15 protein-coding genes are annotated in these 13636 nt (G+C 41.7%); 8 read left to right on the forward strand and 7 right to left on the reverse strand.

Going from position 1 to position 13636, the window contains the following annotated elements:
* Positions 1–441: 441 nt before the first annotated feature.
* Positions 442–1224 carry a cobalt ECF transporter T component CbiQ gene (cbiQ, locus tag BB781_RS01010; protein ID WP_094226640.1) on the forward strand — a complete coding sequence of 261 codons (783 nt, stop codon included), beginning with the start codon at positions 442–444 and terminating at the stop codon, positions 1222–1224.
* Between the two features lie 9 nt (positions 1225–1233).
* Positions 1234–2571 carry an energy-coupling factor ABC transporter ATP-binding protein gene (locus tag BB781_RS01015; protein ID WP_094226641.1) on the forward strand — a complete coding sequence of 446 codons (1338 nt, stop codon included), beginning with the start codon at positions 1234–1236 and terminating at the stop codon, positions 2569–2571.
* 23 nt (positions 2572–2594) lie between these two features.
* Here BB781_RS01015 and BB781_RS01020 read toward each other — a convergent pair whose 3' ends face one another.
* From BB781_RS01020 to BB781_RS01030, 3 genes are read right to left on the reverse strand one after another with little or no spacing between them, the layout of a single operon-like run.
* Positions 2595–3431 (reverse strand): TIM barrel protein, encoded by an 837-nt coding sequence (locus tag BB781_RS01020; RefSeq protein ID WP_094226642.1) that lies wholly within the window; start codon positions 3429–3431, stop codon positions 2595–2597.
* Positions 3431–3763, reverse strand: coding sequence for a hypothetical protein (locus tag BB781_RS01025; protein ID WP_094226643.1), 333 nt, complete (start codon positions 3761–3763; stop codon positions 3431–3433). Before BB781_RS01025 ends, BB781_RS01020 begins: the two co-directional genes overlap by 1 nt.
* Before the next feature lie 31 nt (positions 3764–3794).
* A complete protein-coding gene (locus BB781_RS01030) occupies positions 3795–4265 on the reverse strand; it encodes a phosphopantetheine adenylyltransferase (RefSeq protein WP_094226644.1) in 471 nt (156 codons plus the stop codon).
* Between the two features lie 148 nt (positions 4266–4413).
* Between BB781_RS01030 and radA the strand changes: the two genes are divergently transcribed.
* Both radA and BB781_RS01040 read left to right on the forward strand, forming a co-directional pair.
* Positions 4414–5391 (forward strand): DNA repair and recombination protein RadA, encoded by a 978-nt coding sequence (gene radA, locus BB781_RS01035; protein ID WP_094226645.1) that lies wholly within the window; start codon positions 4414–4416, stop codon positions 5389–5391.
* A gap of 169 nt (positions 5392–5560) precedes the next feature.
* Positions 5561–6241 (forward strand): phosphoglycolate phosphatase, encoded by a 681-nt coding sequence (locus BB781_RS01040; RefSeq protein WP_094226646.1) that lies wholly within the window; start codon positions 5561–5563, stop codon positions 6239–6241.
* A 66-nt stretch (positions 6242–6307) separates the two neighbouring features.
* On the opposite strand, the gene BB781_RS01045 is transcribed toward BB781_RS01040, so the two are convergent.
* The gene (locus BB781_RS01045) at positions 6308–6583 is read right to left on the reverse strand and encodes a PRC-barrel domain-containing protein (protein WP_094226647.1); all 276 of its coding nucleotides are present in this window, start codon (positions 6581–6583) and stop codon (positions 6308–6310) included.
* 47 nt (positions 6584–6630) lie between these two features.
* Positions 6631–8868, reverse strand: coding sequence for a CDC48 family AAA ATPase (locus tag BB781_RS01050; RefSeq protein ID WP_094226648.1), 2238 nt, complete (start codon positions 8866–8868; stop codon positions 6631–6633).
* Between the two features lie 264 nt (positions 8869–9132).
* Here BB781_RS01050 and BB781_RS01055 point away from each other — a divergent pair, with 264 nt between their 5' ends.
* The 3 genes from BB781_RS01055 to BB781_RS01065 all read left to right on the forward strand — a co-directional run bounded on the left by BB781_RS01055 (position 9133) and on the right by BB781_RS01065 (position 10431).
* Positions 9133–9345 carry a TRAM domain-containing protein gene (locus BB781_RS01055; protein WP_091935041.1) on the forward strand — a complete coding sequence of 71 codons (213 nt, stop codon included), beginning with the start codon at positions 9133–9135 and terminating at the stop codon, positions 9343–9345.
* A 113-nt stretch (positions 9346–9458) separates the two neighbouring features.
* Complete coding sequence (locus BB781_RS01060) at positions 9459–10121, forward strand: flavodoxin family protein (RefSeq protein WP_094226649.1); 663 nt, start codon at positions 9459–9461, stop codon at positions 10119–10121.
* A 124-nt stretch (positions 10122–10245) separates the two neighbouring features.
* A complete protein-coding gene (locus BB781_RS01065) occupies positions 10246–10431 on the forward strand; it encodes a DUF378 domain-containing protein (RefSeq protein WP_094226859.1) in 186 nt (61 codons plus the stop codon).
* A 58-nt stretch (positions 10432–10489) separates the two neighbouring features.
* On the opposite strand, the gene purL is transcribed toward BB781_RS01065, so the two are convergent.
* Both purL and BB781_RS01075 read right to left on the reverse strand, forming a co-directional pair.
* Positions 10490–12637, reverse strand: a complete 2148-nt coding sequence (purL, locus tag BB781_RS01070) for a phosphoribosylformylglycinamidine synthase subunit PurL (RefSeq protein ID WP_094226650.1) — start codon at positions 12635–12637, stop codon at positions 10490–10492.
* A gap of 166 nt (positions 12638–12803) precedes the next feature.
* Positions 12804–13160, reverse strand: coding sequence for a DUF192 domain-containing protein (locus BB781_RS01075; protein WP_094226651.1), 357 nt, complete (start codon positions 13158–13160; stop codon positions 12804–12806).
* Between the two features lie 89 nt (positions 13161–13249).
* Here BB781_RS01075 and yciH point away from each other — a divergent pair, with 89 nt between their 5' ends.
* Positions 13250–13558, forward strand: a complete 309-nt coding sequence (gene yciH, locus BB781_RS01080; protein WP_094226652.1) for a stress response translation initiation inhibitor YciH — start codon at positions 13250–13252, stop codon at positions 13556–13558.
* Positions 13559–13636 lie beyond the last annotated feature (78 nt).

The raw sequence follows: 13636 nt of genomic DNA on the forward strand, positions 1-13636 counted from the left end.
CAAGCATCTCTTCCAGATGCTTGACACGTTCTTCCAGTTTTTCTATTATCAAAAATAGCTGAGTAACAAGTTCGACGACTGCCTCAGGACCAGCATCATAAACTGCAAGTATTTCTTCCCGTTCTATACAAATCCCCTCTGATCAATAAAATCTTTTTTCTGAACGTTAAAATGAGGTCATAGTATATTGATTTTTACTTTAGTGCTGGAAGGATGGCTGAATAGTTACAATTTTTCTTAATATAATCACAAACAGAATTGAAAATTTCCATTCGGGAAAATTATTATTTTTGTTCTTTCTCCTCTTACAGTTCTTGTTGATAATGTTTTATAACGATATATTTATGTACAATGCACAGTTTCTTATTTCCTAACAATTGTAATCTTATTTATATAAAGTAAAATTTACTCCGTACTACCTCTTAATAACGTGATTGAAAAATGACATACATTCTGGATGATTATGCAGTATTAAGTCCATTGAGGTTCAGGAATAACTGGCTGAAATTAGCTATAGTAACTTTCGGAATTCTGGCAGGTGTTTCATCTTCATCTCCGCTTGTTCCTTTAACAATAGCATTATGTATGAGTTTTACAACGATTCATTTTGGAAAGGTTCCTGCAAGGTTCTATCTCCATATACTTGCGGTTCCGGCAGGCTTTGTGCTTGTGAGTGTTGTTATTATTGCCTTCTTTTTTGGAGACGGTACTAAAATTTTTTCATTTGATGTTTTTGGCTATTCTCTGGGTGTGGATCCACAGGGTTTGAATATGGCTCTGCTGATCCTTGCAAGAACAATTGGCGGTATGTCATGCCTGTTTTTCCTGTCATTGACAACTCCAATGATAGAATTGTTTGCAGTTTTAAAGAAGGCAAAATTCCCGGATTCCTTTGTAGAGATCTCAATGATGATGTATCGCTATATCTTTGTATTTCTTGATGTTGCAATGGGCATAAAATATGCTCAGGAAGTCCGTTTGGGATACAGGAATTTTAAGACATCATTCAGGTCTATGGTGATGCTTGGTGCTAATCTTTTCATAAGGTCATGGGAGCAGGGTGAAAAACTCTACCTGTCTATGAATTCAAGATGTTATGACGGTAAATTGATAATGTATGACGAAAAAAGACCCGTGAAGATGCCTGAACTCTTACTGACTGGAGCTTATTTTACTATTGTGCTTACAGTTTTCTATCTTACAAGGGGAATGTCGCTTATTTGAGGTGAAATTGTGGTTATTTTAGAAACAAAAGATCTCAGTTACTCTTATCCCGATGGTACTCTGGCCCTTGATGGCATCAGTATAAAGATTGAGAAGGGAAAGAAAATAGCTTTTGTTGGTCGCAACGGGTCAGGAAAATCCACCCTTTTCATGACACTTAATGGTACTCACCGCCCTCAGAATGGTGAGGTGCTCTTTCATGGGAAAACCCTTAAATATGATTCAAAATCCCTCCGGGAAGTAAGAAAAAGTGTGGGTATCGTTTTCCAGAATTCTGATGACCAGATATTTGCTCCAACTATTTACCAGGATGTGGCTTTTGGCCCCACGAATCTTGACTATCCTAAAGATAAGGTTGCAAAGATAGTACATGATACTCTGGAGTATGTAGGACTGACCCACCTAAAGGACAAACCTCCTCATCATTTAAGTGGCGGGCAGAAAAAGAGGGTAGCAATAGCAGGAGTGGTTGCCATGGATCCCGAAGTAATAGTTCTCGATGAACCCCTTTCCAATCTGGATCCTGTGGGTGCCGATGAGATTATGGACCTCCTGAATGAACTGAATTATTTCGGTAAGACAATTATCATCTCAACTCATGATGTTGACCTTGCATACGGTTGGGCAGATTATGTTTTCCTTATGAACAATCGTAAGGTTATAAGTGAAGGCACTCCTGAGGAGATATTCAGGCAGACTGAGAAGTTAAAGGAAGCCTACCTTAAAAGGCCTATTACCCTTGAGATTTACGACGAGATCCGAAAAAGGGGTATTGCACGTGCTTCGAGGCCACCTCGTGACATTCCTGACCTAGTCCATACTCTGAGGCCACAGAATCTCATGTGGGTCGATGTCCCTCCTGAAGTGAAGGAAGGTGAGATCATAAACATGGGTATCCTTTACGGGGAGTTTGCCCAGGACTCTATGTATGAAGCGGCAAATTGTAAAGTACTTCACATACACGATGACGGTCTTGCAATAGTTGAGATGGGAAGGAAAGCCCTAAGGGCAGGTTCGATTGGCATCTATGACACTTCCCGGTATGACAATGAAGAACTTCTAAAGATCATAAAAAGAGATGGTTTTGAATGTGTCGGTGCCATGGGTAAGAAAAGCAAGATAGTCGCTGAAAGGGACGAGATCTATCTTGATGTCACCGCAGGTGTCATAGACCGCTCGATCCTAAATGCACTTTCAGGTCAGCGCTGCCTTATTCTCACACACGGTGGCATGGTGGACCATGCTCTTGATAGGATAAACGGGTATATTGAAAAGAGCGGAATAAACCTTCATGTGGGAATTGTTAATGGTGGTATGAAAAAAAGTGAAGGCGAGGAGTCACAGTGATTGGAATCGAAGTTCATACAATCTCACATGTTCTCATAGGTCTTTTTCAGCAAGAGTGCATCACCTTCGTTATCGGGGCTTTCACATATTAAAAGACCTTTTACTTTGAAGTCCTTCAATGCTTTCATCAGTCCGGTATATTCAAGATCAGAATCTTCAAGGTTAAGATGATTCTTCTCTCCTTTTTCACCATATTCGATACCTGATACATGCATGTGCATGTCATCAAGTCCTTCTCTGCCAAGTTTGTTTTCGACCAGTTCCAGCGTGGAAATGAATTCTTCGTAACAGTTCTCTTCTCCGCAGCTTCTTGCATGAAGGTGTGAAAAATCAATACATGGTAGCACGTTCTCAAGATCAAAGCCAAGCATTACGCTCTCTGTGAGACTACCGAACTGTGTTGCCTTTCCAGTGGTTTCCGGGCGGAGGATAACTTCGATGCCTTCATCTGCCAGTCGTGTAGTGAGCTGCTTTAATAATCCTGATACTCTGGCGTACACTATTTCCGATGTATCCTTCTGGTAGTATGCAGGATGGAACACGATATTCTTTGCACCACAAAGGCTTCCTATCCTTGCGGAGGTGTATATCCTTTCTATGCTCGCATCTACCTTTTCAGGTTCGGCTGAGTTGAGGTTGATGTAGTAAGGTGCATGCGCGCTCAGTGCAATATGTTCAGTTTTAGATTTCTCAAATACTTCTCGGGCGGTAGCTTCACCCATTTTTACTCCGCGGACAAATTCAAGTTCCATGCAGCCAAGTCCAAGTTCTCTTATTCTTTCAATGCCTGAGATGCTGTTACTTTTTTTTGAGCTGTTTGGAGTTCCTGCAGTTCCAAAAAGCAGTTTCGATGTTTTCATTATGCTATGCCCAGCTTTGCTTTAAGTTCCTTCAATTTTTCAGTTGATAATTTAATCTCAACCAGTTCCATGAAGGTGTCAATATCATCTTCTTCAAGTGAGCGGATGTCCTCTTTTCCTTCCATAGCAAGCTGAAACAGGTACTCCATTTCTTCCGGGTCCAGTTTATCCATCCTGTTCCTGAAATCTGCTCCATCCTCTGCAATTTTGTGCGACAGGGGCCTGAGGATAAAAGGATAATTGTGTCCTGCTGAAGACACAGTATTTCCGCTAAGTTCAGGTGCAAGTTTGTTAAAGATCCTAGTGTCAATTTCGTTGAATACTCTACCCATGGTCTCTAGTTGTAAAAAATAGTTTATAAAATTATGTGCTACAACCAGATTTCAGGTGACCGTGAATATCTATCTCTCCGTGGGCTATCCTTGTTGAAGAAATAGGTTTTTCGTCATCAGCAAGGACGTATTCAATTCTCACAACCTTTATGTCCTTCATACCATTCTCATTCCTGATTTTGTTGATCTTTAGGGCAACAGGATGTGTTTCTGGGGATACTACAATGTAGTCATAATCTTGGACGAGGGTATTCCCATAAGGGTCATTAAGTTCTATTATACTATAGTCCCGTTTTTTTGAAATTTCATTAATGTATTTACAAACCCTTTCCTTCCGGATGCTGTAGTCAGGGACACTGCGGGATCGCTTGTTTGCCATCTCGTTGGATGTAAGGCCGATATCCACATTTCCATTTTCGGCAAGTTCGAATGCTTTTCTTAAAAGTTTTCTGTGTCCGTCATGGAGCCATTCAAAAGTTCCGCCAACTACTACTCTGGCCATTGCTCCTTAATGCCTGCTTTTAATGATAAGCTTTGTGTTATAAATAATACTTTCACCCTGCTCTCTTCAGGTATATATACTCACAGATCAATTAGGTAATCGAATTGTGCACCAGAAGAAAACATGTGCACCCATGGAGTTAAGATAAATGTCAGAAGTGTTATTGGAAGAACTGGATCATGTAGGTCCTGCAACCGCACAGAAATTGAAAGATGCAGGATTTACGACGATTGAAGCAATTGCTGTATCCTCTCCGGCAGAGCTTGCAACTGCAGCCGAGATTGGTGAATCTACGGCATCAAAAATAATTCTTGCAGCTCGCCAGTCTGCTGATATAGGTGGATTTGAGACGGGTGATGTTGTATTGGAACGCAGGAAACTGGTGGGCAAACTATCTACCGGATGTACCGAGTTCGATGAGATGATGGGTGGAGGTATAGAAACACAGGCAATCACTGAACTCTATGGTGAATTCGGGTCCGGAAAGACACAGGTTGCGCATCAGCTTGCTGTCAATGTGCAGTTGCCAAGGGAAATGGGCGGACTTGGTGGTTCAGTAATCATCATTGATACTGAGAACACTTTCAGGCCGGAAAGGATTAAACAGATGGTAGAAGGTCTGTCTGAAGTATACGGTCAGGAATATGACCCCGAACAATTCCTTAGTCACATACATGTAGCACGTGCTTACAATTCCAATCACCAGATACTCCTTGTTGATTCGGCGATGGAACTTGCCAATGAATTGAAAGATACAGACATGCCGGTAAGGCTTCTTATTGTTGACTCTCTGACAGCTCATTTCAGAGCGGAGTACATAGGTAGGGGAACACTTGCTGATAGGCAGCAGAAGCTCAACAAACATCTTCACGGCCTGCAAAAGTGTGGAGATCTCTATAATTCATGTGTAGTAGTCACAAACCAGGTCATGTCCAAACCGGATGCATTTTTCGGTGACCCTACAAAACCAATCGGTGGCCATATTGTGGGACACACCGCAACTTTCAGGCTTTACCTGCGTAAATCCAAAGGTGACAAGAGGATAGTCAAACTAGTAGATTCTCCAAACCTTCCGGATGGGGAAGCAATTATTTCGGTAACTACTCCGGGTCTGCGTGATCCATAATTACGGATAATTAAGCTGGGAATCAACGTAAGGGGATTCCATCTCCATTTTTAATATCTGATTTTAGATTGTCAATATTTCTTATTTTGCGATGTTTTTCATTTCCAGTTTGCCTGATGTACCCTGAGCATCGAAAACACTTTTATCTCTCTCTTGCAATCTATTTGTTATGAAATTCAAGGCTCTTGTAATTGACATCGATGGCACTATCACCCACATTGACCGTAGGCTCAGTCTGGAGGCCGCTGCTAAACTGCGTTCACTTGACATTCCTGTTGTGATAGCAACCGGAAATGTCCTCTGCTATGCCAAAGCCGCAGCCAAGCTTGTGGGCGTATGCTGCAATATCATTTCTGAGAATGGTGGTGTCATAGTCGATGGGTTTGATAAGGAGCCTATTGTTTCAGATGTAATTCATGAATGTGAAGAAGCTTATGAATTCCTTTCCGGAACCTTTGATCTGGAGAAACTTGATTCGGTGCACAGGAAAACCGAAATCGTACTGAGGAACAATTTTGATGTAGAAGACGCCAGGAAACTGCTGGGTTCACGTTTTCCCGGAGTGGAGATAATTGATACCCATTTTGCCATCCATATAAAGAGCAGGAAAATAAACAAGGGTACAGGACTCATTAAAATAGCAGAATTAATGGGGCTTAAAACTTCTGATTTTGTTGCCATTGGTGATTCAGTGAACGACCTTGAAATGCTTGAAGAAGCAGGTTTTGCAATTGCTGTAGGCAATGCAGATGATTCCTTAAAAGAAATCGCTGATTACATCAGCACAGCAACATATGGTGACGGTACAGCAGAAGCCATTGATTTCCTTTTATCAAAAGATCTTATCTAAGCCTGCTCTAAATCAAAATCAGTGACAGAACTGCAAAGGTGGGATCATGCTTTGCAGCCTGATTATTTATATACTGCTATGTTCTAAAGTCAATCCGCGTGCTATATTCTTGTCAACAACTATGTAGTCCTTTATTGCCCTGACGGATTCAAAAGGCAATAATATATACTGTTCGTCAACTTTGTATCTTGATGTATCAAGACTCATATCCGGTTTAACTATCAGGTCTATAAGGTCTCCTGTCCTGATATCCATTACAATATTGAACAGAATACCTATTTCTGTTCCATCTGTTGCCATTACCTGTTTGCTCGAAAGGTTCTTTGCAAAGACATTCGCCATTTTCATTCACCCTTTGATATAAAAATCACATTTAAATTTTCATTTATTTATCTGTATCCTATATAAGAACTTGCTTCTTCTTTCTTTATGCCGCCCTTGAAGTGTGCCTGTATTTTCTCATAATATTCCATCATGTTCTCAGAAAGCGTTGGTCTTACCTTGTTCAGTGCTTCCCTGAAATATTTCATGCCAATTTTTTCCACTTCAAAGTTCTCTCTCAGTGCAAGCATAACAGCTTCCCTGCAAACAGCTTCTATATCTGCTCCGACGAAACCTTCTGTAATGGCTGCAAGATCATCTATTGTTACATCATCATCCAGGGGTATATTCTTGGAATGTATCCTGAAAATATCTTTCCTGCCTGTTAAGGTGGATTGACCTACAAGCACCATTCTGTCAAATCGTCCTGATCTCAGGAGTGCCGGATCTATAATGTCAGGGCGGTTAGTTGCAGCGACTACAACTATTTCTTTTAGAGGCTCAAGACCGTCAAGCTCTGTTAAAAGCTGGTTCACAATTCTTTCGGACACTTTAGAATCTTCAGACATCGTGCTTCTCATTGGTGCAATGGAATCTATCTCATCGAAGAATACAATGCATGGGGCTACCTGCCTTGCCTTTTTGAATGTTTCCCGGATGGCTTTTTCAGATTCTCCTACCCATTTTGAAAGCATTTGCGGTCCTTTGACACTAATGAAATTTGCATTTGATTCATTGGCAACTGCCTGTGCAATTAGTGTCTTTCCGGTACCCGGTGGGCCAAACAGTAAAACTCCTTTTGGAGGTTTAATTCCCATGCTGACAAATTTCTCAGGTCTTGTAAGTGGCCATTCCACAGCTTCCCTTATTTCTTGTTTTGCCTTGTCAAGCCCGCCGACATCATCCCACTTGACAGATGGTATTTCCACAAGCACTTCCCTCATTGCCGAGGGTTCTATTTCTCTCAGTGCATTCTCAAAATCGTCCTTGCATACCATTATAGTATCAAGTATCTCTTGGGGTATGTCTTCATCTTCGAGGTTGATATCAGGTAAAGCACGTCTCAGAGAACGCATTGCAGCTTCCTGTACAAGTGCAAGAAGGTCTGCACCGACAAATGCCTGTGTGTGTTTTGCAATGTAATCCAGAAAATCCTGATCAACATCTTCAGCCAGGGGTACGCCTCTGGTGTGTATCTGCAGTATCTCAAGACGGTCATCGGTATCTGGAACGCCTATCTCTATCTCCCTGTCAAACCTTCCAGGTCTGCGGAGTGCCGGATCAATGGCATCCAAACGGTTGGTGGCACCAATAACAACGACCTGTCCTCTTTCTTCAAGACCGTCCATCATTGTAAGCAGCTGGGCAACAACCCTGCGCTCAACTTCTCCTGTAACGTTCTGTCTTTTTGGTGCGATGGAATCGATCTCATCTATGAATATAATTGAAGGTGCTTCATCTTCAGCTTCCTCAAATATCTTACGGATACGCTCTTCACTTTCACCGTAATACTTACCCATGATCTCGGGTCCTGCGATGTAGAGGAAATTTGCCCTGGATTCATTTGCAACAGCTTTGGCAATTAGTGTCTTTCCGGTACCCGGTGGTCCGTAAAGAATTATTCCTTTTGGAGGTTCGATGTTAAGTCTTTGGAAGAGCTCAGGATGTTTCAATGGAAGCTCTATCATTTCCCTGACGCGCTGCATTTCTGATCCAAGGCCACCGATATCCTCATAGGTTATTCCTCTGGTTGCACCATCATAACCGCGGACAGGTTTCTGGCGAAGTTCAATTTCTGTAAATTCTCCGACGATAAGAATCTCTTCCTTAGGTTCGGCATCCACTGCTATAAGTGGTATTGCCTGTCCCCCTCCCATCTGGGTTGACATAGGCTGTGTCATCGAACTGATGATGGGGATTATGTCTCCTTCAACAAGAGGTCTCTTCATGATATTACGCTTGATTATTTCGCTGATATGGTCTCCGTACTCCATGGTGACGCCTTCAGGAGGTGCCAGCACAACTTTTGTAGCAGTTACAACGTCGGCTTTCCTTACAGTTACTCTCTCACCAATTCCAACACCTGCATTCTGCCTGATAAATCCGTCTATCCTGACAATTCCCTGTCCCCAGTCCTGTCTCTCAGCTCTCCATACCTTGGCTGCGGTTTTTCTCTTTCCTTCTATCTCAACAATGTCTCCTGGTGAGAGTTGCAGGCTTAAGAGTGTAGTAGGGTCCAGACGGATAATTCCCCTTCCAAAATCATTAGGGTGCGCTTTTTCTACTTTGATCTGTACTTCGTCCATTATTTACATCCCAAAAATCATTTTGAATCAATAGTTGATTGTGATTTATATCTACCTATTTTATTCTAAAGAATAAATAAGATATGGTGTCCGTCTTTATCTCCACTATGTTTTCCTGTCAAGAACATTTAAATACCTGTTGTGTATACTTATCGGTGTAAGATTTGATACTATTCTGGGATTCAGTAAAATTGGATTTTTAATCTATGGCGTTTTTCAGCATGGTCTTCAGTCTTAGTTTTGAATTAAAGGACGTGCATTATTTTGTTTAATAACAATGACAGAGAATCAACAGCTCCTGTAGATGTTGGAGAGACCTACGAAGTAACGATTGAAGATATCGCAAGAGAAGGAGATGGCATCGCCAGGGTAGAAGGATTTGTTATCTTTGTACCACAGACACAAGTCGGCGACACTGTAAACATTAAGATCACAAGAGTATTGCGTAAATTCGCTTTTGGAGAGAAAGAAGAATAATTCTTTCAAGAATGGTTATTAACCATTCTTCATACTCTTTTTGTTTTATTTCTTATTCATTTTCACGCATTCTATAGGAAACTTATTTATGTGCTAATATCTCATGTTTTGATATGGGGTTAAAAGCATTATTTCTCAATTGCACGCTCAAGCGTTCTCCTGAAATCTCAAATACCAGAGCTCTTATTGACAAAGCGGTCCGGTTATTTGGGGAAATTGGTGTTGAAAGCGAAGTTGTAAGAGTTACAGACTACAACGTCATGTTTGGTGTTTCTTCTGATGAAGGGGAAGGGGACGAATGGCCCCAAATACTGGAAAAGATCAAAGCATGTGATATCCTTGTCATAGGCTCTCCAATATGGTTTGGTGTGCGTTCATCTGTGGCACAGATGGTTTTTGAGAGGCTTGACGGTACTTATGAGGAAAGTGACTCAGATACTGGGCAATTCCCTCTTTACGGTAAAGTAGCTGGTGCAATCATAACCGGCAATGAGGATGGAGCCCATGACGTCGCAGCAAACACTCTTTTCAACCTGACGCATCTTGGATGTACCATACCACCGAATGTGGATAGTTATTGGGTCGGTCCGGCAGGTCCCGGTCCAAGCTATATTGAAGCCGGGGGTGAAAAGCATCTCTATACCAACAAGACAGTGCGGTATATGGTGCATAACCTTGCTTTCTTTGCGAAATTATTGAAAGATAATCCCATTCCTACAAATCTAAAGGAACTCTATGCTGATGCAGTAAAGGAAAGTGAATCGTCATTTCCATGAACGTTTGCAATTACATGAAATATTCCGACAGATATTATGCTATTTCAATAAACATAAATATCTATAAAACAATAATTCATTATTAGTATATGGGGTTTAAAGGGAGGTGAGTATCTTGCCTGAGATGAAAACTTTGGACTTAGTAGCTTTGGTTCTGGTCATAATTGGTGGTCTTAACTGGGGACTTGTGGGTATAGCCGATTTTAACCTTGTTTCTGCTCTTCTGGGAACAGGAATCGTGGCAAAAATTATCTATATCGTCGTAGGCCTAGCTGCTCTTTATATGATTTATTTTGCAACCAAAAAATGATAAATACAGTTGTAAAATTTGGTTTATATTACGAGCTAAGCAATGGATTGATAATGGTTTATTCCATCATCAATGTCATGAGACTTTCCCTTGCTTCTTTTATTTCTTCAGTGGTCAGTTGTATCTTCGAATCTCCTATTCTGATGCTCAATACATTTCCTCCAACAGTTCCAATTATTGCATGTGGTACATCCTTCAGGAGTTCTTTAACAGCATCAGGTTCAGAAGTAACTACCAGTGCTCTTGCATATGATTCGGAAAACAGGATTTCATCTGCCCGGAGGGTGTCTCCTACATTGGTCAGGTTAATATCCGCACCATAGGTTTCACACATTTCGCAAATTGCAGCTGCAATTCCTCCAAGTGATATATCGTGTGATGCACTGAGTTTTCTGCTTTTTACAAGGCTGATGAGCGCATCTATGATCTTTGTGACATTCTCAGGTACCTGTGGGGCTTTTCCTTCCTTTGCCTTTCCGATGATGTTGTAGTATTCAGAACCACCAAGCTCCTCACTCGTCGCCCCTACCAGAATTATAGTCTCGCATTCTTTTGTGAATATTCCGGAAGGTGCCATACTTACATCTTCGATGTAGCCCACAAGGCCTATGGATGGTGTAGGAGCTATTGCGGTCTTGAATTCCCCGCTTTCGTTGTAAAGAGAAACATTTCCTCCCACAACAGGTATTGTCAGGTCTCTTGCCGCATCTCCGAGTCCGCGGATTGCGTGCTTGAATTGCCAGTATATGTCCGGTCTCTCAGGATTTCCAAAGTTCAGGCAATCTACAATAGCAATCCCTCGCGCTCCTTTTACTGCAATGTTCATGGCATTTTCAATAACAGTTCCTTTTGCGCCGGAATATGGGTCAAGCAGGGTGTGTCTTGGGTTGCAGCCGCATGAGAGTGCTATACCCTCATTGCCGTCAATACGCAGTATGCCTGCGTCATCACCTGGCTTTCGGACAGTACGTACCTGAACTTCATGGTCGTATTGCCTGTAGATCCATCTCTTTGATGCTACATTATGGGATGAGAGTACGTCAAGAACAGCCTTTTTAAGGTCCGTCGGTACATCTGGTTTTTCCCCGATCTCACGGGGTGCGGGAGCCATAGATGGACGTTCAAAGGTTGGTGCTCCTTCTGTTAATAGTTTAATTGGTATGTCTGCAACAATCTCTCCTTTGAACACAACAGTGTAGTTCAGCTTTTGAGTGAGTTCTCCTATCATGCTTCCGTTAAGGTCGAACTTCGTTGCGATATCCAGAACAGCATCCACATTTTCAGGTTCTACTTCAAAAAGCATACGTTCCTGTGATTCTGCAATGAGTATCTCATAGGGTACCATGCCGGTCTCCCGCAGAATTACATTGTCAGCAATGATCCTCATTCCGAGGTTGCCTTTCGATGCCATTTCTGAACTTGCTCCTGCAAGTCCTGCGGCACCAAGGTCCCTGCATGACTTTACATATCCTTTTCCGATGGCTTCGAGGGTTGCTTCAATTAACAGTTTCTCTGTGAAAGGGTCGCCTATCTGGATACTTGGCCTGTCCTCTGCCTCTGAATCTTCCGAAAGGTCCCTTGATGCAAAAGATGCGCCTCCAAGTCCGTCCCTTCCAGTAGTTGATCCTATCAATACAAGCTTGTTACCTGCTTTTTGTGCGCAGGCCGTTACAACATTCTCTTCACGTGCAAGTCCTACTGCAACCACATTTACCAGTGGGTTTCCACTGTATGATTTGTCAAAGAATGCCTCACCACGTACAACGGGCACTCCGATACAGTTTCCATATCCTGCAATTCCCTCAATGATGTGTTCAAAGAGATAGAGGTTCTTAGGATTGTTAAGCGGTCCAAAGTATAGGGGGTCCATAAGTGCAATCGGTCTTGCTCCCATGGAAATTATATCGCGCACAATGCCACCGACACCAGTGGCTGAGCCGTTGTATGGGTCTACGTATGAAGGATGATTGTGGCTCTCCATCCCGATTGCAAGTACCCACCCGTTTCCAAAATTTACAATGGCTGCGTCGTCTCCGGGACCAATAATGACCTTATCTCCGGTTGTTGTAAATGTCTTAAGCAGTGGTGCACTTGAGCGATATGAGCAGTGCTCACTCCACAGGTTCAGGAAACAGCCCTGCTCCACGAGATTTGGTTCCCTTCCCATCTTCTCTGTTATGATCTTAAAGTCATTTTCAGGTAACATTCATGTGCCTCAGGTTTAATATGATGATTAATTATAGTGGTTAAATACATTAATTAAATAAGTGCTTTTTCAGGGCTTTAAAGAACCCGGAATGTAATAAACGTTTCTTTGAACAGGTTTTAAGGCAGATTTCTATATTCTGGCCTATGTGCCGGCTATGCTCCTATTAGCATTGATTCTCAAATTCAAATCTGTCGCCTGCACTGATTCCCATGTTCTGTGATTTACCGTGCGTAGTTTCGATGATGTATTTAACTTTATCTTTGCAGGAACATGTGCCAAGCCATGGACGCAGGCTTGTAGTCTTAATGACTCTTTTTTGCTCATCAAGAAAAATAGCATCAATGGGGAAATTAACAAAAAGCATGTGCAATGAGACTTTTTGTGTTTTTTTCATAACAAATACAAGGGCATAGTTATCATGTATCTTACTGCTGAACATGAGCCCTTTTACCTGCTTAAATAAGCTGCAGGCAAAATCAATGTCCGTTGCTACTTCTTTACCATTAGATTTTAATATCATCGAAGTTTTACTCTTATCATCTATTTTAGTTAAATACACATATATGGAGTGTTTAAAATAGATAATAATGTCGGAGGAAATACTGCAAGATGAGTTCTGAAATGTGTTCAGTATGTGGATTGCCAAAAGAGCTTTGCATATGTGAAGAAGTGGCAAAAGAACAGCAAAGAATAACTGTTAAAGTAAACAGAAGAAGGTACGGTAAGGAAGTAACAGTCGTAGATGGTTTAGATGCCCATGAAATCGATCTTCATGAACTTTCAACTTATCTCAAGTCTAAATTTGCATGTGGTGGTACAGTAAAAGGCAATTCCGTAGAATTGCAGGGCAACCACTTGAGCCGTATGAAGGACGTTCTTATTGAAAAAGGATTTTCTCCAGATCAGATCAAAAATTGATTTTATTCTCTAATGTGTGGAATATCCACACATTTTTGCGGGATGTATTCTGCCTGCACACAGTCCTGAAGGATATTT

The organism is Methanolobus psychrotolerans, assembly GCF_002243045.1.
Classification (GTDB): domain Archaea; phylum Halobacteriota; class Methanosarcinia; order Methanosarcinales; family Methanosarcinaceae; genus Methanolobus; species Methanolobus psychrotolerans.

Excerpts from the sequence above, each read along its gene's own strand:
- BB781_RS01050 (WP_094226648.1), bottom strand. The coding sequence starts at position 8,868 with ATGGACGAAGTACAGATCAAAGTAGAAAAAGCGCACCCTAATGATTTT.
- BB781_RS01025 (WP_094226643.1), bottom strand. The coding sequence starts at position 3,763 with ATGGGTAGAGTATTCAACGAAATTGACACTAGGATCTTTAACAAACTT.
- yciH (WP_094226652.1), top strand. The coding sequence starts at position 13,250 with ATGAGTTCTGAAATGTGTTCAGTATGTGGATTGCCAAAAGAGCTTTGC.
- purL (WP_094226650.1), bottom strand. The coding sequence starts at position 12,637 with ATGTTACCTGAAAATGACTTTAAGATCATAACAGAGAAGATGGGAAGG.
- BB781_RS01060 (WP_094226649.1), top strand. The coding sequence starts at position 9,459 with ATGGGGTTAAAAGCATTATTTCTCAATTGCACGCTCAAGCGTTCTCCT.
- BB781_RS01030 (WP_094226644.1), bottom strand. The coding sequence starts at position 4,265 with ATGGCCAGAGTAGTAGTTGGCGGAACTTTTGAATGGCTCCATGACGGA.
- BB781_RS01065 (WP_094226859.1), top strand. The coding sequence starts at position 10,246 with ATGAAAACTTTGGACTTAGTAGCTTTGGTTCTGGTCATAATTGGTGGT.
- cbiQ (WP_094226640.1), top strand. The coding sequence starts at position 442 with ATGACATACATTCTGGATGATTATGCAGTATTAAGTCCATTGAGGTTC.
- radA (WP_094226645.1), top strand. The coding sequence starts at position 4,414 with ATGTCAGAAGTGTTATTGGAAGAACTGGATCATGTAGGTCCTGCAACC.
- BB781_RS01020 (WP_094226642.1), bottom strand. The coding sequence starts at position 3,431 with ATGAAAACATCGAAACTGCTTTTTGGAACTGCAGGAACTCCAAACAGC.
- BB781_RS01040 (WP_094226646.1), top strand. The coding sequence starts at position 5,561 with ATGAAATTCAAGGCTCTTGTAATTGACATCGATGGCACTATCACCCAC.
- BB781_RS01075 (WP_094226651.1), bottom strand. The coding sequence starts at position 13,160 with ATGATATTAAAATCTAATGGTAAAGAAGTAGCAACGGACATTGATTTT.
- BB781_RS01045 (WP_094226647.1), bottom strand. The coding sequence starts at position 6,583 with ATGGCGAATGTCTTTGCAAAGAACCTTTCGAGCAAACAGGTAATGGCA.